Raw genomic sequence first — 19848 nt, 5'->3', positions numbered from 1 at the left:
CGTGGAGTTTTTTTTAGTTAGGGAACCAGACTATTTTCAGTAATTTGACAACCGTTTCGATACTATCTTCGGGAATACTGCCGAACCCGAGTAATACATACGATGCCTTCCTTAAATTATGAACAGAATCGTATGTGGAGAGAGGGTACAACTTAATGCGTTGTTTCGCAGCTGCATGAATAAGTTCTTGTTCGTTCATCCCATTATTAACGTGAAGTACGATATGCAGCCCGGACTGTTCACCAAGTATTTGAACACGAGATTCCATTTCATTTTTGATAGATTTAACTAGTAATGTATGCTTTCTTTTATATAACGTACGACTACGGTTTAAATGACGCTCCCAATCACCATTGTGAATAAAGGTGGCAAAAGCGAGTTGCTGTATTGTGGAAACAGTTTGTTTAAATTTACCTTCAAGTTCTTTATAGGTTTTTAAAAGATGAGGTGGTAAAACGATATATCCCATTCGTAAAGAAGGTAAAAAGGATTTTGAAAAGGTTCCCATATAAATAACACGTTCATTTGAATCCAGTCCTTGTAAAGAAGGAATAGGTTTCCCTACATAGCGGAATTCCCCGTCGTAATCATCTTCAATAATATATCCCCCGCAATCATTCGCCCATTTTAATAGTTCGAGTCTTCTAGATAAAGGCATAATTATTCCAAGTGGAAATTGGTGAGATGGAGTGACGTATGCTACATTAGCACCTGATTCACGTAAAGCTGAAATATGAATCCCTTTATCATCTAGAGGTATAGGGTGAACAGGAAGAACAGAGCTTTGAATCATAGCAGTTATACGATGAAATCCAGGGTTTTCGATTCCGTATTCTTTTTTTGAACCAAGCAGTTGAAGTAGTAACCAAAGAAGAGGTTGCGTACCGGCTCCGATAATAATTTGATCAGATGTAGAATGTACCCCGCGAGCATGATATAAATACTTTGAAATATGTTCTCGTAGAACGAATTCACCTTGTGGATCTTCTTTAGCAAATAATTCATTTTCATATTGGAATAAAGTTTCGTGTAATGCTCTTTTCCAGTTTGTAATTGGAAAAGCTTTTTGATCAATAAGCCCTTGGCTACAATCATAGTCATATTGTTCTTTTTTTATATTGTTAGCGCTGTTTGGCACAAATTTTTGTTTATTTTGAATGACATCAATATCAACTTCTGCAACAAAAATCCCACGTTTCGGTTCACTTTCTACATAACCCTCAGCTAGTAATTGTTGATAAGCAGATTCAACAGTAATACGGCTAACATTAAGTTGCATAGCTAAATTTCTGTGAGAAGGAAGGCGTGTACCGGCAGGCAGTAATCCCTGAGAGATTTCCCGTTTCATATATTCGTAAATTTGTAAGTAAATTGGTGTTTTACTTTCTAATTGCAATGGGATAGTAAGATCCATTTTATAAATTCTCCTTTAAAAACTGGCCATATAAAAAATAATCGAACTGTCACTTAAGTTAGGGGCAGTTACTTTTTATAATGATGATATAACATTTAGAAAACTTTTGAAATAGTAAGGAGAGAATCATAATGAATATTAGAGAAGTAGTAACAGAAGCTGATTTACATGATGTATTCCCTGTATTACAGCAATTACGAACAAAACTTTCAAGAGAAGAAGCAAGTTCTTTATTTCAAAAAATGAAAGACGAAAATTATAAACTACTCTCGTTACAGAATGAAGATGACGAAGTTGTTAGTCTCGCTGGTGTAGCAATTTGTACGAATTTCTATAATGAGAAACATGTTTTCGTATATGATCTTGTAACTGCAGAAGCTCACAGATCAAAAGGATATGGTAAGGTTCTGCTGTCATATGTAGAAAAATGGGGGGAAGAAAAAGGGTGCAGTTCTATCGTCCTTACATCAGCGTTTCCAAGGATTGATGCACATCGTTTTTATGAAAGAGAAGGCTATGATAAGGTAAGCTATTCTTTTTATAAAGAATTATAATATTAAGGGGGTACTATGTGTGAGAACATATGGAACCCCTTTTAATTTAGAATTGAAGAATGAGGAGGGTTAATTACTTATTTTGTCGAATAGTCTCTTTATAATTGAGACGATAATATTGAATTAGAAGAAGGTTAGGGGAGTTTATACTTGGAAAAAATTCAGAAACTATTAATCCCAAAAGGTGTAAGAGTTATCGTAATATCTGATATTCATGGCGAATTAAATCTTTTAAAGGAATTATTACATAAAGTTAATTTTAAAGATGATGATTATTTAATTATAAATGGAGACCTTTGTGAGAAGGGGAACGATAGCATTGGCGTCGTAAACTATGTGATGGATTTAGTAGTTAGCAAGCCAAATGTTTATGTAACTGAAGGGAATTGTGAAGTTGTAATTGAAGCGCTTGTAAATGAACATCCTGCGTTAATTAATTATTTATGTACGCGAAAAAATACAATTTTTAACGAATGGCTAGGGAAATTGGGCGATACAGTTCATGAAGAAAGTAATATTCGTGAAGTGAAAAATATATTGATGAGCCATTTCTCAAAAGAAATAAAGTGGCTAACAGAATTGCCAACTGCTATTGAAACTGAGGATTATATCTTTGTACATGCTGGCCTTGAAGATAGAGAAGATTGGAAAGAAACAGAACGAAAAAATGCGATAGCAATGCCGGAATTTTATAATAAATCACATAAAGCAAATAAGTATGTAATAGTTGGGCATTGGCCTGTTGTGAACTATTCTGATGAAGCCCCGTCCAACAATCCAGTTATTGATAAGGAGAAAAAGATTATTGCGATTGATGGTGGTAATGCGATTAAAGAAGCAGGGCAATTAAATGCATTTATTATTCATCGAGATATTTTAAATGATACATTTTCCTATACATATGTAGATCATTTTTCACAGTATGAAGTATTGGCCGATTTTAATGCGAATTCGGTAATGCAGGGCGGGGTTACATATCCGCATTATTACATAGAGCCTGTGGAGAGAATGAAAGAATTTACCCTATGTAAACAACTCGGAACAAATGAACTACTTCATGTGAAAAACGAGTATATAAAGCAACTTGAATCAGGTGAGTATACAGTGAAAACGGATATTTCTTGTGCGCAATTAAGCGTTAGAAACGGGGATATTGTTTCTCTCATTGATGGTAGTTGTACAGGATATGATTTAATTAAAAAAGATGGGGTAGAAGGCTGGATAGAGAAAGGGATTCTTTTTGAAAAAAATGAAAAGGAGTGAAAAATATATAGCTGAAAATAGGAGGGATTTATCCTCCTATTTTTTATTGCGGTAGGCGTTGAAATCGTATTTCTTCTAATTTGTTATATAGTTTATCTTCGGAAACGCCATTTTGCTTTAGTTTTATAAAAGTATGAATGAAATTCCTCGGCGTAATAGTATTATTAAATGATTGAAGGTTTATGTTTTGATTTTTCTGAAAAAATATTATAATAATATATAGTAAATAGTGGTGGATGTAGGAGGGAATTATGCAAAACGTTATATTAAAGGGAAACAAAGTTACAATTCGTACAATTGAAGAATCAGATATAAAAACATTATGGAATCTCATATTTAAAGAAGAAAATCCAGAATGGAAAAAATGGGATGCGCCGTATTTTCCGTTTTCAATGCAAGGATACTCGTCCTATAAAGAGAAGATGCAAACTCGTTTACGAGAAGAACCGCTGTCAAATTTAATTATAGAAAATAACGATCAAATTATAGGGACAGTCGGATTTTATTGGGAGCATAAACCGACGCGTTGGTTGGAGATGGGAATTGTTATTTATGATCCAACATACTGGAATGGTGGCTACGGTACAGAAGCATTAACATTATATAGGGACTTACTATTTGAAAATATGGAGATTGGTAGAGTGGGGCTTACAACTTGGTCTGGCAATGAAAGAATGATGAAAGTAGCAGAGAAAATAGGAATGAGCTTAGAAGGTAGAATGCGAAAATGCCGATACTATAACGGAACATACTATGATTCTATTCGAATGGGAATGATTCGTGAAGAGTGGGAAGTGTTATGTGTAACGAAGGAGTGAGGAAGCGTGTATGCTATTATTGCTACATTTGATTGTGTGTTTATTAATAAAGTTAGAGAATTGCAAAATGAATTAACGAATATAATTGGAACAAATGAACTAGCCGGAGTAGAACCGCATATAACATTGGCTGATTATAAGGAGTTAGATTTTAATTTATATACGAAGAAATTAGAGGAGTTTGTAGCTTTTCAAGAGAACATTGCTGCTGTAACTTTTTCTTCTGTTGGAACTTTTCCTACTAACGGAACGATCTTTCTAGCACCAAGCATTAATGATGAATTATTAAGACTTCATCATTCTTATCATGAGAATTTCAAAACTTTTCATGGTAATCCACAGTCCTATTACGTTCCGGGAAAATGGATTCCGCATTGCACGATTGCAAATGGGTTAAATTCAAATCAATTTGTAAATGTAATGGAATATATATATGAAAAATTTGATGTTACAATAGCTTCGATTGAGAAGTTAAAATTAATTAAGGTAAATTATGAAGATGGTTTTGCCATTTCTTCTAGTATATTAGCAGAATATAATTTAAAGAGAATGGAGACATCGAGATGACATATGTAATTAGAGAAATGAAGCAAGAAGATATTCATGCTGTACAAAACGTAGCAAAAATAGCTTGGCATGATACTTACGAAGGAATTATTCCGAGAGAGATTCAAGATAGTTTTTTAGATGAAGCCTATTCTGATGAAAAAATGAAATATCGTCTTAAAAATACACATTTATTCGTTGCAGAAGAAGAGGGAGAAGTAATTGGATTTGCGAATTTTTCACCTGTTAGACTGCAAAACGAAGCAGAATTAGGTGCGATTTATTTGTTGCCAGGTCAGCAAGGGAAAGGGATAGGAAGTGCTTTATTACAAAGAGGGGTTAAGGCATTAAAAGGGATCCGAAAACTGTACATACATGTAGAAGCAGCAAATGAAAAAGGAAAGCGCTTTTATGAAGCGAAAGGTTTTGCGGAATTAGAGCAATTTGAAGAGGATTTTGAAGGACATATGATGCAGACAGTAAGGATGGTTTTATACATATAGGGGGGAGCTGAAATGAAAATATTTGACTTTAGCGAAAAAGTGGGAAAGCACATATCAGTATTTCAATCTAATTTCATAATGTCGAAAATATTAAACCATCAAGGGAATATACATATCCGTGCCATGCATTTACAAGATAATGGAATTATCGGATATCATGAAGCAGTTGTATCTCAACTGCTTCTTATTGTGGACGGCGAAGGTTATGTATGCGGGGTAGATAAAGAAAAAGTGAAGGTGGAAGCTGGACAAGCTGTGTTTTGGGAGAAGGGTGAGTTTCATGAGACGAGTACGGAAAAGGGCTTGATGGCAATTGTAATTGAGTCGGAGGAACTTGAGAAAGGAGTTTTAATGAAAGAAGTGGGAAAGTTTGATGATTAAGGTGTGTAAGGAGGAGATTACTATGCGCAAAGTTACGCAAATAGTAATATGTGCAGCGGCAGCGCTATTAATCACACTCGCTATGATAAATGGAGAAACGTGGAAAGGAAAAATTGTTATTTCACTAGCCGTTCTTATATTTACTGGATTTTCTCTAGTATGGAACTCATTTGTTATAAATCTTATAGAGAAATTCAATAGAAAAAGGAGTAAATAAATGCGACATTTCAAGCAAATGAGAACTATATATTTAATAACAGTACCTATTATTGCATTACTTTCATTATTTTTTCCGCAGTCATTAGGAGATCGTATACTTACTTTCTTTTTTGTACTTGTTTTTGGCGGATTAGCAATTGGATTTACCTATTTAATGGACTTTATTGGAAAAACAAAAGATAAAAGGGAATGACTATGAAGCTTTTATAAGTGGGAACAGTAGTAAAGCTTAAGAGTGTAGATTTGTAAAATTTGAGAAGACGGGTAAGGAGTAGTTAGGTGATGAAGATTCCAAAAATTGTAATGATTATAGGAGTTGTAATTGCAATCATTGTTGGATTAATGGGTCCATATTCAACTAAGAAAAAGGCAATATATACAATTAGTGTGGCTTTTTGGGGGGCAATGGGGGTCGGAGCTATTACTTTAATGGAGTATATTAGCAGGAGGATAAATAAATAAATAAATAAATGAATGAAACTTGGATTGATGAGTATTTCTATAGAAGTAGAGTTACAGGAGCATTTCTTTTCTATAAATTGAAATGAAGTAAAATGGATATTTTTGACATTGTTCTAAATATAGATGAATACAAATTCTGTTAATATGGCTATAAAGGTAGTTTGGACAAAGAAAAAAGGAGTAATTGAATGTTAAAGCAAGGAAGAATTATAATTATTATTGGCACAATAGTAACACTCATCGCAAGTTTTATGGTGCCTGCAGACAACAAAACAAGATTAATAAATGTACTTGTAGTATTTTTATTTGGTGTAATAGCTGTGGGGTCTTCAGTTCTATTTGAACGAGTTTATCAAAAGATACATAAAAAGTGGAATAAATGAAACTTTTTCCGATTGGAGCAGTATTGAAACTAAACGAAATAAAACAATCTTTATAATTATTGGTAGAATGCTTGAATCGGCAGATAAATGTAATTTTGATTATGTAGAGAGCCAAACTAGCAATAGAAGTTCTGGTTAATAAGTAAGAAGTTGAATGAAATCTTTTCTTATATTAGATTTCACGCTAGTTTTAGGAGACCATGATCTGATAGCAAAAGGAGAAGTTTGACTAGGTACATCTGGCTTAAGAGTGTAATTAGATGCTGAGACAGGCAAGGTACTTTGGAGAGATTTATAAAAGTTGAAAAAACAAAGGAAGGAAGCTGAGATGGATCCAATTAAGATGGGGAAATATATTACATATGTTGCAGTCGCGATACTTCTTATATTTTCTATGTTATTGCCATATAGCCTACCTAAAAAGATTGCTCTTATTATTTTTGTTTTAATTTTAGGAGCTATTTCATTGGGAGCGAATAAAGTGGTAGGACGAATCCATAACAAATTTAAACAATAATAAAGTTTGAAAAAGGATAGGGATAATCCGATATTAATTAGGAAAAGAAACGGGAGTATACGTTAGAGATGGTTATGGGATAGGTAGTACCATTAAATTTGAGGATTAAGAGAGGAACATATTAATATGCAATCATTTAAGGCCGGAAAATATATTACATATGTTGCAATTGCTATATTTCTTGTAGTCGCTATTATGTCTCCTTATGAATTACCTAAAAAGATTGGCTTTATTATAGGTGTTCTTATTTTAGGAGCATGTGCACTTGGTACTAATAAGCTTTACGAACGGATGTATAGTAAATTTAATAATAAATAAGACTAATACAATAGAGGAAAATTATCACGATAATTTCTCCCATTAAGAGCGATTTCAGGAAGAGTAGCCCACACAGGTTGCTCTGTTCTTTGTGTACATATAATCTAGGAAAAGAATAATATGAATTGCCTCCGTCTCGTTATCAGCTATCTGTGCGTTTATTAGTATGGATTAAAATTGTATTTCTTGAGGAGTTGTATTTTTCGGATTTTTAAGAGTATAAAAAATATTATTCTGTAAAATTAATTTTCTATGGTGAAATATTTAAAGGGGAATGGCTATGGGGGATATAAAAGTTACTCCTGAACAGTTGCAAAAAGTGGCATGGACTATTAGATCAACTATCACGAATGCAACTCCAACACAGGACCGACTAAAACGAGATATTGATATGATTTCTAGTAATTGGTTGGGCTCAACCTATATGAAATTTAATACGGATTTCCGTGATTCATCATTTAAAATGGCACAATTTATAACCATATTAGAGCCGCTTGAGAAGTTTCTACTTGCAACCGCAAAAAAATTTGAAGAAACTGATAATATGGAGGTTGCTAGTTTTGTGGGTTCATTGTATCTACAAGACCGCGTAAATGGTCAAACTGAGTTTTTTATAGGTTCAGCTGAATGGAAAGAAGATGGCCGCCTTGGTGGGAAAGCAGAGGGGGATTTAGTAACAGGGAAGTTTGATATTTCGGAAAACACTAAATTCATGTTTAAGACAGGACATGGTGAGATTGATGTAAATGCTCCTTATTCCTTTGATACCATAAAGGAAGACTTGTTTACAGGCAACATTATTGGAGGAAAAGCAGGTGTTACAGGTCTAGAGAATACCATTACAACTAGTGCTATATTCGATCAGGAGATGAAGGCAACGCAAAAATTCCTAGATGGTTCTGTAGCTTTTGGAATTGAGGATTACACCTTAAAAGATGATGTAGAGTTAACGGTTCAAAAATATGAATTATCAACAAAAATTGATATCCCAGACTTTATCCCAATAATAGGTGAATATGATTTTGAAGTACGTGGAGAATTAGGATTAGGAACATTTGGTTATAAGCTTCATGTTGGCCAAGAAACTGGTGCGTATGTTGGTGGTGGTTTGTTTGGTAAATTTGTTAAGGAAGGACAAGAGTAATTATGTTTAAACAAGCAAGAGTTATAAAAATTTTTGGTTTTTCAGCTTTACTTATATTTAGTTTATTTGCTCCTTATGGGTGGGGAAAAAATTAGCGTTAATTGCTTTTATAATATTGCTAGCTCTTTTGTCTTTTGGTACAACGAACTTATTAGAATACATAACTAATAAATTTAAAAAAAATAGAGATAAGTAGTTTATTTAAACAAGGAAGAATTCAATTATTGTAAGTATGCTCTGTGTATTATGATAGGGGATACCTATGGTCACAAATACAGAGGAATTATTTGTGATTTTGAGGGTACTTTAACTTGTAGATTTTAATAATATTTGATTGGTTTTTATAACAATAAAAAGGAGAACATATATGAAACTTTTACCAATAGGAACAGTAGTAAAACTAGAAGAAGTAGAACCGATTATTATGATCATTGGAAGAATGGTTGTATCAGCAGATAAACGTGATTTTGATTATGTGGGCGTCCCTTACCCAGTGGGCTATTTAGGTGATGAAAAAGTACTGTGCTTTAATCACGATAAGATTGTGGAAGAACTGCATAGAGGGTATATGACTGAGAGTGAATTAGATTTACGTGAGAAATTAGTAGAATTGTAGATTAGTTAAAAAATACATATAGATTTTAAAAACACGATAGGGGAAACAAAATGGGTAAGATAATGAGAACTCTTGTAATCATAGGTATACTTATCCCTCCGGTACTACTGTGGAGTGCGCCTGATATTCCTCTAAATGATAAACTGCTGTTTACAGGTTTACAACTAACTGTAGGATTCACCACAGTAGTAGTGTTAGAGGTTATATTTAGAAATCGAAAAAAGAAGAGGGCAAAATAGAAATAGATTGTATGGAATAACAGTTGAAAATATGTAACATGTATGACTAATAGTTTTACTTGGGAGGTGACCTACTGGTTGCCTCTTTTAACGTTATAGTTATAGTTTTATCTGAAAAAGAAAAAAAGAGCAAAGATATGCTTAAACAAGGCAGATTTATGATTATTATTGGCACAATGGTACTTGTTATTGCAGGGTGTTTTTTCCCATTTAATTTATGGCAGAAACTATTTTTCAGTATTGGTATGATTGGTATTGGGATGTTGGCATATGGACGTTCAGTATTATTTAATCGTTTAGCTAATAAAATTACAAATAGAGGTGAATAAACACCTAGGAATTTTTTATTGATTGGGAAATGATAATAATAAATTTTCCATAAGAGTTGGAGAGAGCTTTACTTTAATTAGTAAGTAGCGAACATCATCTTATGGTTTTGAAATTGAAGGATATTTTTTGAAAGTGAAGTGTACTATATTACGGTTAATGATACGAATGTGAATGTGTGTTAATTTAATGAAAAAAGCCGCCTATTACAGGCGATCTTTTGTACTATATGTAACATTATTTAATTATTATTTTTTTCGCTTATTAATTTTGTATGCTCATTTAACCAAATATCTATTAGTTTTCGTAATGTAATAGTTTCTATTTCAAGAGGGATTCCATCTTCATCATACTTATTAAATATAAAAGTTTTATCTTTTCGAACATCTGCTCCGAAAATATTCGCACTTATTTTTTCATGATCACTTTTTTCGTTTAAAACTTTACCTACAGTTTCTGCTATCCAATCACCGAATGGGGATACCTCCACATTTAAAAAAGCTTCTAAAATATCGAATTCTTTTTGTAATCTAATAACTAAGCTACCTGTACTAAGTAATTCGAATTTGTAATCCATATTATTTTCTCCTTCCAAAAATTAATTTATCGACCTTGTCTTGGAAATGCAGAAATAATTTTACCATTAATAAGATGTAGGGTGAAATATGGATAACGATAAACATCATTAAGAGTGAAAGGTATCAACGAACGGATTGAACAAAAACATTTCTCATTATACGTCTCAAACCTCTAAAGTATTGTAATTAAGCGAACAAAGCTTTTTATTATCGATACATCTTCCGCATCCTAATATCTTTAAATCCTAATCGTTTATAAATTCGTTCAGCAGCTGGGCTGTTATAAAATAAGTAAAGCGTACGGCTTTCATTCGTAAAGTCTTGAATCATTTTCTATAATATGAGCGAAGCATATCCTCTTCCTCGATAATTTTGGTGTGTACATACGCCAACGACCATAGCGGATAATGAATTTTCAGCAGAAGTGGAGGCGGAGGTTAAGCCTGATGAGGTGTTATCAATGAGTGACCGCTCTTTTAGATATTCATTTAGGAAAATTATAGAGTTTACAAGCTTGTGAGTCAATAACTATCCAGTTAGAACTTGTGAGGTAGAGCTCTCTGGTTTAATGCTATCTAGTGAACTGAGTAGGTTACCTTGGTTAATATTTATACGAGAAGGAGATATCGTTTATTGAGTTATGGCCTGTTATAGTATAATAGTGGGATATTTTGATGAAAGGGGGAATTAAAGATAGATAATAGACTAATAGATGCTGGTTTTAAAGCAGGAGATTTTACGATTCATGAACAAGGACTTAAAGCTTAATTTGATGGAGACATAGATGGAGAGGCTAAATTTCTATTGAAAAATGAATTAAGTGTTGGTCTTGGTATTGGTTTGGGAATAAAGTTTGGTGTAGAGAAAGGTTAAATTGTTGTATTCATCAAGGAGGAATAGTTTTTGCTTTCATTACAGGTATAAATGTATTTTTTAATCATAACCAGATTGTTCATTTATTATTTAAGGGTTTTGAGACAGAGGATGATGAATTAGAATTAAGAAAAAAATTATCTGAACTTTAATGAGAATGGAGAATATATTACATGATTTTAGGGATTTCATATTTTGATATTTTTTGTATTGTAGTGATTGTCTCGTTTTTCTTCATTTTTTGGAGATTGAATGTATGGTATAACAAAAAACACAATGTTCCCAAGGTTTTTCAATGGTTTCCTAGAAAATGGGGTAAAAGAAAAGTTTCAGAGCATTTATCACAATTAAATGAAAAGCTAGCGGCTGAAGGTAAAGGTATTTGGGTTACAATCTATGCTATAGATTTATACATTGTAACTATTCCTTGTACAGTTAAAAAATATAAATCTTAATACATATAGTAAAAAAAGACCTTAAAAATAACTAAAAAAGTCGATTTTTTGAGATGGAAATTGGCTGTTTTACTAAGTGACATTTCCTTAGCATTGTAAATTTGCATTTTGTTTACGCTTATACATGGCCTGTTAACATAACGTCCTATTATTGTTGGCAAGGACAAGGGGAAATCCTACCCTCAAAAGGAATCTACCTTTTTCTTTTTATATAATTCTATGCAACTTTATATGTATTCCTATCCTAGCGTAGGTTTTAGTGTTCTCATTTGTTACTGAATTAGCCAAAAAACTGTATGAAATCTTGCATGCTCTTAACGTGGCTTTTTCAAAAATACTGGCGATTCCCTAATAGTGTGTGCTCCCCATCAGTTTAATCTTGTAGGAAATTCAACGATGTTACTACGCAATTGCATAATTCGCTCTACATCATCTATTGTGGCAAGTTTAATTGTTTCTTGGACAGGCGTACTAGGTAAGTTGGTATTATTTAGACATTTGCAAAAATACATTTCATTTTTGTCACCTAGTTGTATACGTGGAGCGGTTTCAAATCGTTCTACAATAGTTGACTTACTAGAGAGTTTCAGTGGCTTATATGCGGAAAGAAGTGCCTCATTGTCAGCGACCATAAACTCTCCTTTACTATACGGTATAAATGCATCATGGAAGCGGAATAAAATCGATTTTAATGCTCCACGCTCATTAAATACTCCCCATAATTCTTGAAAGTCTGTTTCATAACCGAAAGCTTCTATATCTCCAATAATAAACAAGTTAAGGACTGCTTCTTCTTTTAGAAATGCGAGTACTTGTTCATGATCTTTCTTTGTTAATTTTCGCATCATAACGAATCGACCTTTTTTCTGAATATTACAACTTATTTTTTTGAAATCAATATAAAAATTTATGTTTAGTTCACAAACTTTCGGAAAAACTAGGAAAGATATGACAAAGGAGGTTATGAACGGTGGATCATCCAATTCAAGGATTAATGAAAGCAGCAATGGAAAATTTGAAGGAAATGGTCGATGTAAATACGATTGTTGGAGAGCCTGTTCAAACGGCTGACGGTGGTGTAGTGTTAACGGTTTCTAAAGTAGCGTTCGGTTTTGGAGCAGGAGGTTCTGATTTCCAGACGAATGAGGGACAAAGAGCGAATGGTAACCCTGCATTTGGTGGCGGTAGCGCGGGTGGAGTTTCAATTACACCGGTAGCATTTCTAGTTGTGAATAAAGACGGGGTAAATATTCTTCATTTACAAAATGCGACACATTTAGCGGAAAAAATGATTGAATTAGCTCCACAAACAATTGATAAAATCCAATCGATGTTCCAAAAAGAAGAAAAGAAAGAGGAAAATCATCACCCTCAAAACCCAGATGATATCCTTTAAAAACGCCTGCTTATGAGCAGGCGTTTTTTCTTGTAATCAGTATGTAATAAAACACATGAAATTGTAAATAGTTTTTGAAGTTTTTTCTATGTTTCTAAAATTTTTCATGTTAAAATATGCTATAGAATTGAAACATATAAAACGAAGGTGGCTGGGTGCTTTGTCTGGAGGATCTGACCAAGTAAACAATATGATATATATTAATGGTAATCGTCGGGGTCATTGTTTTATTACATCTGGAATTACGTTTAAAGAGTTTGCAAGTAACATCCCTTCACCGCTTCATCAAGTATTACTTTTAAAGCATAATTTTGAGTGGACAGATTTTCATTATCATACTTTATTTGAATATGTCGAGGAAGAAAACATACATAAACTCATTCAAGCAGAGATTGATGAATTTGATGAATTTTGTTGGGTAGATTTTGATGATGCAAGCGATTTAGATGAGTTAGAGCCAAAAGAAATTGCAGAATTATTATATTTGGCTCACAAAAAAGAACCACTGGGAAGAACGTTCTTCCCGTTACTGAAAAATAGATTCGTTTATTTTTCACATGATGACGGTTGGTACAACAAAGTGTACTACCGTAGAATCGGTGATTTTGTAGGAATGCTAAGTAAAGTAATTCCATATAAACTCGGTTCGTTTGGAAAGAAACGTTTTACTTTCTTCCAAAAATCAAAAATTTTCCCAGCAATTTCAAAGGAAGTTATCCTTGGGCTTGTTCCGTTAATGGAAGATGGGTTATACATTGATTTAGCGGGGAAAATTGAGTCAAGAAGAGGTCTTGAAATTCCAGTATATGTAGTAGGATCATTCGAAAGTACGGATGAGGTACTAGATAATATCGATGAATTGAAAGCGGACGCAACAGAAACAGGTTGGCTCATTTTTGATAAGAAAGAACAAGAGTGGCAATGGGTAGTAGACTAAGAAAACTTGGCGCATGAAGTCAAGTTTTCTTGTCTTTTGAAAGGAGAACAAATGAAGAAATATTATACAATTGTGGGTATGGTAAGTATTATTCTCGTGGCGATATTACTTATAACTTGTCCGAAAGAATCAGATTTCAAGTTGTATTTAGAGGATAAGTATGCATTGAAATGTGACGAGAGTAGCTTTGAATGCACGCAAAATGTAGATGAAAAAAAAGAGAAATTACAGTTTGAAAGTATTGATGCACGAAATGGTGTTTTCTTTATGACTGTAAAGCAAACGTATAAAACAGAAGCTGGTGTTACAAAAGAATATAGCGGAGTAGGGATGTTTGGTACATTTCTTTTTGTTTCAGAGAAGACTTTCTAGTAATAGAAGGTCTTTTTTTTATGCTTATGTTCATATAGATGAAGTAAGACAAGCATAGGAGGGGTATTAATGAAGAAGGAATGTATTGTTTGTGGTGGTGAGGAGTTTTTTTCTTCAACGTTATATGCACGTACGAAACAAGATTGGGCATATGCACCAAACATGTACCGATTTGAAAAGGTGTTTATTGAACAAAGGGACGAAGAAAATTATCCAGTCTTTCAAGAAATTACAGCCAAGCATTGTTGTGGATGCGGTCATATCATGTTGTATCATGAATGAACACACCAAGTATAACTTGGTGTGTTTTTTTTAAAACGCTGATAAAGCAAGCGGATATAGTAAAGTGAATAAAACAGAAAAACTGCCAAAACCAATTGCGGTATATCCAAGTGTTCTCGCTCCGAAGTTGACAGCTAATAAGCCAACTAAAATCGCAAGGGAGCCGAGTGTAACAGGATAAAAAGCAATGGAGAATAATGAAAGAAATAATGCGACATAGCCTATCATTGCCCCGGTATTTGTACCTTCTATTTCATTTGCAATTTCTTTGCGCTCATGTCTAATCGGAATACCAGCTGGTGATATTTCAGCTGCATACTCTTCGTTTTTTTCACCACTTTTAAAATGATGATTTCTCTTTCTTCGCATGTACATCCCTCTCTTTCAATTGGGTGTATCTATAGTATCTTTCATAAGGAAAAGAACATGAGTATGAGTTAAACCCAAGTAAAGCAAAAATTGGAGAAAATAGATTCCATTGTTATCCTGTACATCTCGCTATTTGCCGTGCAGTAAGGCTCTCACCTCAAAATTCGGGTGGAGCAAAGAGAGCCGGGTTACCCGTAAAAGCCCGATTGGTGAGGGCTAATAATCAGTGGGGACGAACAAAATCCCCCACTGATTAAAGTTTCACTTTATCTCCTTATGAAGATAAAACAGGAATTTTGGAAAATGATGTAGAATGAAATGAATGATAATAACTGAAGGTAGGGGAATGTATGGCGAAGTTTAATTGGCATGAATCGGCGGAGAAAAAATGGGATAACAATGCAGAGTTTTGGAATCAAAATAGTCAAGAAATGTGGGATAGCGGGAGCAGGAGCACAATCATTCCATTTTTTGAGCAGTACGTGGAAAAGGAAGCACTAGTGTTAGATGTTGGCTGTGGTGATGGATATGGTACATATAAATTAAGTCTTACTGGGTACAAAGCAGTTGGGGTGGACTTATCGGAAGTGATGATTCAAAAGGGTAAGGAACGCGGAGAGGGCTCAAATTTATCTTTTATAAAAGGTGATCTTTCTGCATTACCATTTGAAAATGAGCAATTTGAAGCAATAATGGCAATTAATTCTTTAGAATGGACTGAGGAGCCATTACAAGCATTAAATGAAATAAAGCGTGTTTTAAAGAAAGATGGTCATGCATGTATTGCGATTTTAGGACCGACAGCAAAGCCTCGTGAAAACAGTTATCCCCGTTTATACGGCAAAGACGTTGTTTGTAATACGATGATGCCTTGGGAATTTGAACAGTTAGCGAAAGAACAAGGTTTTGAAGTTGTAGATGGCATCGGTGTGTATAAGCGCGGAGTAAATGAGAAGATGTTAGGTCAACTACCTACAGAGTTACAACAATCATTAACATTCTTATGGGTATTTATGTTAAAAAACGTATAAAGAAAAGAAAGAATTTTTAGGAGGTAAATAAGTGCAGAAAATACAAAAAACTGATACAATATCATCAGAACCAATTAAAGGGGGACTAGGGTATATGACAACTACTACAACAGTTAAATCCGATATTGAAATCGCACAAGAAGCGAGTATGAAGAAGATTCAAGAAATTGCAGCTGATTTAAATATTTTAGAAGATGAATTAGAGCCATACGGGCATTATAAAGGTAAGTTATCTCTTGAAATTTTTAAGCGCTTACAGGATGAAAAAGACGGTAAAGTTGTTTTAGTAACAGCGATTAACCCAACTCCAGCTGGAGAAGGTAAATCAACAGTAACAGTTGGTTTAGGTCAAGCTTTTAATAAAATTGGTAAGAAAACAGTAATTGCACTTCGTGAACCATCTCTTGGACCAACGATGGGACTAAAAGGCGGAGCCGCAGGTGGTGGTTTTTCACAGGTTGTACCAATGGAAGACATTAACCTTCACTTTACTGGAGATATCCATGCGATCACAACTGCCAATAACGCGTTAGCGGCGTTTATTGATAATCATATCCAACAAGGAAACACACTTGGAATTGATACGCGTAAAATCGTTTGGAAACGCTGTGTTGACTTAAATGATCGTGCCCTTCGTAACGTAGTAATTGGTCTTGGTGGACCAGTTCAAGGTGTACCACGTGAAGACGGTTTTGATATTACTGTAGCATCTGAAATTATGGCCGTATTCTGCCTTGCAACAGATATTCAAGATTTAAAAGCACGTTTATCTCGCATTGTAGTTGCTTACAACTTTGCAAATCAACCTGTAACGGTTAAAGATTTAGGTGTAGAAGGCGCGTTAACATTACTATTAAAAGACGCATTAAAACCGAACTTAGTACAAACTTTAGAAAATACACCAGCTATCATTCATGGCGGACCATTTGCGAACATCGCTCACGGTTGTAACAGTGTTATCGCTACGACAATGGCAGCAAAATTAGGTGATTATGTTATTACAGAAGCTGGATTCGGTGCAGATTTAGGCGCAGAGAAGTTTTTAGATATTAAAGCTCGTGCAGCTGGTATTAAACCAGAAGCAGTTGTTATTGTTGCGACTATTCGTGCGCTTAAAATGCATGGTGGCGTAGCGAAAGATCAATTAAAAGAAGAAAATGTAGATGCATTAGCAAAAGGTATGGAAAACTTACAGAAGCATGTTGAAACAATTCAAAGCTTCGGTGTTCCTTTCGTAATTGCTATTAACAAATTTATTACTGATACAGATGCAGAAGTTATATACTTACAAGAATGGTGCAATGAGCGTGGCTATGCAGTATCCTTAACAGAAGTTTGGGAGAAGGGTGGCCAAGGCGGAGTTGACCTTGCTGAAAAAGTACTAAAAGAAATCGAAAAAGGTGAGAACAACTACGCGCCACTTTACGAATTAGAATTACCATTGGAAGAAAAAATTCGTACAATTGCTCAAAAAGTTTATGGTGCAAAAGATATCGAATTTGCTCCGAAAGCACGTAAGCAATTAGCTCAATATGAAGGAGAAGGTTGGAGTAACCTACCAGTTTGTATGGCGAAAACACAATACTCTCTTTCTGATGATGCAACGAAATTAGGTCGCCCATCTGACTTTATCGTTACAATTCGCGAATTAAAACCATCTATCGGTGCAGGGTTTATTGTTGCGTTAACAGGAACAATGTTAACAATGCCAGGTCTTCCGAAACAGCCAGCTGCGCTGCAAATGGATGTAAATGAAGATGGAAAAGCAGTAGGTTTATTCTAAAAGGTTGTAATTCATCTCGTTTATCTGTAAACTATATATACATCAAGTGGCGCCTTTCCATCGAAAGGCGCCTGTTTTTTGGAGGAAATTATGTTTGATCCAACTGCTTTTGAAAATTTAAAGGTAATTGTGGAAGGAGCTGTCTATGATTTCGATTTACACGGTGATATTCTCGTAACAGATCGAAAAGATGTGATGGACCTTGCTTCATTAAGTCGTATGTATAGTATTTCATTTCAACTAACAGAACCATTTAAAACAATGGTAGAGGCGACATTTTCACTATCTGTTGATGCAAAGAATTTATCAGGTGAAATATTAGAAGTACCTCAGTTTATACCAGGTTGTGAAATGAAGCTGGAATTCTCGTTCGAAATGGAACAACCAGAGGTAGGATGCGAAGAAATTGAAACTTTATTGTATTCTATATGGGGAAAAGAGCGAATGATTACGCAGAAAATTTCATACGAATATAATAAGCAAGCGATTTCATATCATAATAAGGTAGAGGTTCTATTTCAAAAAGCAATTACAGAAGACCATGTTGATGATTTAATAGCTGTTATTTCACACATGATAGAAACGGTGCGAACAATACAACATTTTCTTCAAAAATAGAGATAAAGGAGAAAAACAAATGATAAAAGATATGCAACCATTTTTACAACAAGCTTGGGAGAAGGCTGGTTTTAAAGAATTAACTGAAATTCAAAAACAAGCGATTCCAACTATTTTAGAAGGACAAGACGTTATTGCTGAATCTCCAACTGGAACAGGAAAAACATTAGCGTACTTATTACCACTTTTACATAAAATTAATCCTGAAATTAAACAACCTCAAGTTGTAATTTTAGCGCCAACTCGTGAACTTGTAATGCAAATTCATGAAGAGGTTCAAAAATTTACAGCAGGAACTGATATTTCAGGTGCATCTTTAATTGGTGGTGCAGATATTAAGCGCCAAGTTGAAAAATTAAAGAAACACCCGAGAGTAATTGTCGGTTCACCAGGCCGTATTTTAGAACTAATTCGTATGAAAAAGCTAAAAATGCATGAAGTGAAAACAATTGTATTTGATGAGTTTGATCAAATTGTAAAGCAAAAAATGATGGGTGCTGCACAGGATGTAATTAAATCAACGATGCGCGATCGTCAATTAGTATTCTTCTCAGCGACAATGACAAAAGCGGCAGAAGATGCAGCACGTGATTTAGCAGTTGAACCACAATTAGTACGTGTAACACGTGCAGAGTCAAAAAGCTTAGTTGAGCATACGTATATCATTTGTGAGCGACGCGAAAAAAATGATTACGTAAGAAGAATTATGCATATGGGCGATGTAAAAGCAGTTGCTTTCTTAAATGACCCATTCCGTTTAGATGAAATTACTCAGAAATTGAAATTCCGTAAAATGAAAGCAGCAGCTCTTCATGCAGAGGCAAGTAAGCAAGAGCGTGAAGCAACGATGCGTGCATTCCGCGGTGGGAAATTAGAAATTCTACTTGCTACTGATATTGCAGCACGTGGAATAGATATTGATGATTTAACACATGTAATTCACTTAGAGTTACCTGACACTGTAGACCAATATATTCACCGTTCAGGACGTACTGGACGTATGGGTAAAGAAGGAACAGTAGTTTCTCTTGTAACACAACAAGAAGAACGTAAATTACTGCAATTTGCGAAAAAATTAGGTATCGTGTTTACGAAACAAGAAATGTTCAAAGGAACATTTGTAGAATCGAAACCACAAGAACCAAAGAAAAAGAAACCAGCTTTTACTGGTAAGAAAAAACCTAGATAAATAATGAAGAAGGCGTAACTATTTGTAGTTACGCTTTTTTGTTTGAGTTAATATGCTCATTTTAGGTAACTAAATATTTCCTCTTAAAAATATATAAAAAGATTATTTACTAACTTGAATTTTTTTAAGTCAATTCAAGGATTTATTAGTATAATTAATGGTGTATTCCATTTTATGGATTAACTTATTGATATAGGATCTATGTTTTAGGGTATTTGCTTTTCTTAGCTTGATGGGTATGTGAAGGGACCCCTTATTGAA

General features: G+C 34.2%; 28 protein-coding genes and 3 pseudogenes. 26 read left to right on the top strand and 5 right to left on the bottom strand.

The features are described from left to right. Window positions 1-13: 13 nt before the first annotated feature. On the bottom strand, window positions 14-1414 hold the full coding sequence (pdxR, locus tag BAQ49_RS11895) for a MocR-like pyridoxine biosynthesis transcription factor PdxR (protein WP_071745476.1): 1401 nt from the start codon (window positions 1412-1414) through the stop codon (window positions 14-16). Between the two features lie 131 nt (window positions 1415-1545). Here pdxR and BAQ49_RS11890 point away from each other — a divergent pair, with 131 nt between their 5' ends. From BAQ49_RS11890 to BAQ49_RS11810, 16 genes are all read left to right on the top strand, one after another. Beyond that, on the top strand, window positions 1546-1968 hold the full coding sequence (locus tag BAQ49_RS11890) for a GNAT family N-acetyltransferase (RefSeq protein ID WP_071745475.1): 423 nt from the start codon (window positions 1546-1548) through the stop codon (window positions 1966-1968). Between the two features lie 150 nt (window positions 1969-2118). After that, window positions 2119-3231 (top strand): metallophosphoesterase, encoded by a 1113-nt coding sequence (locus tag BAQ49_RS11885; RefSeq protein ID WP_071745474.1) that lies wholly within the window; start codon window positions 2119-2121, stop codon window positions 3229-3231. Between the two features lie 251 nt (window positions 3232-3482). Further along, window positions 3483-4049: a GNAT family N-acetyltransferase gene (locus BAQ49_RS11880; RefSeq protein ID WP_071745473.1), complete on the top strand. Its 567-nt coding sequence runs from the start codon at window positions 3483-3485 to the stop codon at window positions 4047-4049. Between the two features lie 6 nt (window positions 4050-4055). Then, the gene (locus BAQ49_RS11875) at window positions 4056-4616 is read left to right on the top strand and encodes a 2'-5' RNA ligase family protein (protein WP_071745472.1); all 561 of its coding nucleotides are present in this window, start codon (window positions 4056-4058) and stop codon (window positions 4614-4616) included. Further along, the gene (locus BAQ49_RS11870) at window positions 4613-5098 is read left to right on the top strand and encodes a GNAT family N-acetyltransferase (protein ID WP_071745471.1); all 486 of its coding nucleotides are present in this window, start codon (window positions 4613-4615) and stop codon (window positions 5096-5098) included. The genes BAQ49_RS11875 and BAQ49_RS11870 overlap by 4 nt, the downstream gene beginning before the upstream one ends. A 12-nt stretch (window positions 5099-5110) precedes the next feature. Continuing rightward, a complete protein-coding gene (locus tag BAQ49_RS11865; protein WP_071745470.1) occupies window positions 5111-5479 on the top strand; it encodes a cupin domain-containing protein in 369 nt (122 codons plus the stop codon). A 22-nt stretch (window positions 5480-5501) separates the two neighbouring features. Continuing rightward, complete coding sequence (locus BAQ49_RS11860) at window positions 5502-5696, top strand: hypothetical protein (RefSeq protein ID WP_071745469.1); 195 nt, start codon at window positions 5502-5504, stop codon at window positions 5694-5696. After that, window positions 5697-5891, top strand: a complete 195-nt coding sequence (locus BAQ49_RS11855) for a hypothetical protein (protein ID WP_071745468.1) — start codon at window positions 5697-5699, stop codon at window positions 5889-5891. Between the two features lie 89 nt (window positions 5892-5980). Beyond that, window positions 5981-6160: a hypothetical protein gene (locus BAQ49_RS11850; RefSeq protein ID WP_071745467.1), complete on the top strand. Its 180-nt coding sequence runs from the start codon at window positions 5981-5983 to the stop codon at window positions 6158-6160. Window positions 6161-6348: 188 nt separating this feature from the next. Beyond that, window positions 6349-6543 (top strand): hypothetical protein, encoded by a 195-nt coding sequence (locus tag BAQ49_RS11845; RefSeq protein ID WP_071745466.1) that lies wholly within the window; start codon window positions 6349-6351, stop codon window positions 6541-6543. Window positions 6544-6871: 328 nt separating this feature from the next. After that, on the top strand, window positions 6872-7060 hold the full coding sequence (locus BAQ49_RS11840) for a hypothetical protein (RefSeq protein ID WP_071745521.1): 189 nt from the start codon (window positions 6872-6874) through the stop codon (window positions 7058-7060). A 126-nt stretch (window positions 7061-7186) separates the two neighbouring features. Further along, a complete protein-coding gene (locus BAQ49_RS11835) occupies window positions 7187-7378 on the top strand; it encodes a hypothetical protein (RefSeq protein ID WP_071745465.1) in 192 nt (63 codons plus the stop codon). A 280-nt stretch (window positions 7379-7658) separates the two neighbouring features. Then, on the top strand, window positions 7659-8522 hold the full coding sequence (locus tag BAQ49_RS11830; RefSeq protein WP_071745464.1) for a WXG100 family type VII secretion target: 864 nt from the start codon (window positions 7659-7661) through the stop codon (window positions 8520-8522). A gap of 367 nt (window positions 8523-8889) precedes the next feature. Beyond that, entirely contained in the window at window positions 8890-9138 is a 249-nt protein-coding gene (locus BAQ49_RS11820) for a DUF4176 domain-containing protein (RefSeq protein ID WP_071745463.1), read from the top strand. Between the two features lie 50 nt (window positions 9139-9188). Further along, the gene (locus BAQ49_RS11815) at window positions 9189-9377 is read left to right on the top strand and encodes a hypothetical protein (RefSeq protein WP_000516419.1); all 189 of its coding nucleotides are present in this window, start codon (window positions 9189-9191) and stop codon (window positions 9375-9377) included. Window positions 9378-9514: 137 nt separating this feature from the next. After that, entirely contained in the window at window positions 9515-9706 is a 192-nt protein-coding gene (locus BAQ49_RS11810; RefSeq protein WP_071745462.1) for a hypothetical protein, read from the top strand. Between the two features lie 239 nt (window positions 9707-9945). On the opposite strand, the gene BAQ49_RS11805 is transcribed toward BAQ49_RS11810, so the two are convergent. Further along, on the bottom strand, window positions 9946-10281 hold the full coding sequence (locus tag BAQ49_RS11805) for a hypothetical protein (protein WP_071745461.1): 336 nt from the start codon (window positions 10279-10281) through the stop codon (window positions 9946-9948). 208 nt (window positions 10282-10489) lie between these two features. Then, window positions 10490-10723: pseudogene (locus BAQ49_RS11800) on the bottom strand (GNAT family N-acetyltransferase); the annotation flags it as partial. A gap of 482 nt (window positions 10724-11205) precedes the next feature. Between BAQ49_RS11800 and BAQ49_RS33510 the strand changes: the two are divergent. Beyond that, window positions 11206-11307: pseudogene (locus BAQ49_RS33510) on the top strand (DUF4176 domain-containing protein); the annotation flags it as partial. Between the two features lie 21 nt (window positions 11308-11328). Further along, window positions 11329-11610 carry a hypothetical protein gene (locus tag BAQ49_RS11790; protein ID WP_000600374.1) on the top strand — a complete coding sequence of 94 codons (282 nt, stop codon included), beginning with the start codon at window positions 11329-11331 and terminating at the stop codon, window positions 11608-11610. Between the two features lie 380 nt (window positions 11611-11990). Here the strand turns inward: BAQ49_RS11790 and BAQ49_RS11785 are convergent. Further along, window positions 11991-12458 (bottom strand): annotated as a pseudogene (locus BAQ49_RS11785) (GNAT family N-acetyltransferase); the annotation flags it as partial. A gap of 122 nt (window positions 12459-12580) precedes the next feature. On the opposite strand from BAQ49_RS11785, the gene ytfJ reads away from it, so the two are divergent. The 4 genes from ytfJ to BAQ49_RS11765 all read left to right on the top strand — a co-directional run bounded on the left by ytfJ (window position 12581) and on the right by BAQ49_RS11765 (window position 14597). Next, window positions 12581-13006 carry a GerW family sporulation protein gene (gene ytfJ / locus BAQ49_RS11780; protein ID WP_071745460.1) on the top strand — a complete coding sequence of 142 codons (426 nt, stop codon included), beginning with the start codon at window positions 12581-12583 and terminating at the stop codon, window positions 13004-13006. Window positions 13007-13166: 160 nt separating this feature from the next. After that, window positions 13167-13943 (top strand): hypothetical protein, encoded by a 777-nt coding sequence (locus BAQ49_RS11775; protein ID WP_000014098.1) that lies wholly within the window; start codon window positions 13167-13169, stop codon window positions 13941-13943. Between the two features lie 51 nt (window positions 13944-13994). Beyond that, complete coding sequence (locus BAQ49_RS11770; protein WP_000761190.1) at window positions 13995-14315, top strand: hypothetical protein; 321 nt, start codon at window positions 13995-13997, stop codon at window positions 14313-14315. Between the two features lie 69 nt (window positions 14316-14384). Beyond that, on the top strand, window positions 14385-14597 hold the full coding sequence (locus tag BAQ49_RS11765) for a hypothetical protein (RefSeq protein WP_000711203.1): 213 nt from the start codon (window positions 14385-14387) through the stop codon (window positions 14595-14597). Between the two features lie 30 nt (window positions 14598-14627). On the opposite strand, the gene BAQ49_RS11760 is transcribed toward BAQ49_RS11765, so the two are convergent. After that, window positions 14628-14966: a hypothetical protein gene (locus tag BAQ49_RS11760; protein ID WP_001253195.1), complete on the bottom strand. Its 339-nt coding sequence runs from the start codon at window positions 14964-14966 to the stop codon at window positions 14628-14630. A 350-nt stretch (window positions 14967-15316) separates the two neighbouring features. Between BAQ49_RS11760 and BAQ49_RS11755 the strand changes: the two genes are divergently transcribed. From BAQ49_RS11755 to BAQ49_RS11740, 4 genes are all read left to right on the top strand, one after another. Beyond that, on the top strand, window positions 15317-15997 hold the full coding sequence (locus BAQ49_RS11755; RefSeq protein WP_071745459.1) for a class I SAM-dependent methyltransferase: 681 nt from the start codon (window positions 15317-15319) through the stop codon (window positions 15995-15997). 94 nt (window positions 15998-16091) lie between these two features. After that, window positions 16092-17780: a formate--tetrahydrofolate ligase gene (locus BAQ49_RS11750; protein ID WP_071745519.1), complete on the top strand. Its 1689-nt coding sequence runs from the start codon at window positions 16092-16094 to the stop codon at window positions 17778-17780. 90 nt (window positions 17781-17870) lie between these two features. Continuing rightward, entirely contained in the window at window positions 17871-18398 is a 528-nt protein-coding gene (locus tag BAQ49_RS11745; RefSeq protein ID WP_071745458.1) for a hypothetical protein, read from the top strand. A gap of 19 nt (window positions 18399-18417) precedes the next feature. Then, complete coding sequence (locus BAQ49_RS11740; RefSeq protein WP_071745457.1) at window positions 18418-19587, top strand: DEAD/DEAH box helicase; 1170 nt, start codon at window positions 18418-18420, stop codon at window positions 19585-19587. Window positions 19588-19848 lie beyond the last annotated feature (261 nt).

The sequence above is a fragment of the Bacillus proteolyticus genome, assembly GCF_001884065.1.
Classification (GTDB): Bacteria; Bacillota; Bacilli; order Bacillales; family Bacillaceae_G; genus Bacillus_A; species Bacillus_A proteolyticus.
Note: the sequence above shows the minus strand (reverse complement) of the source record. Positions and strands in the feature narration are given on the sequence as shown.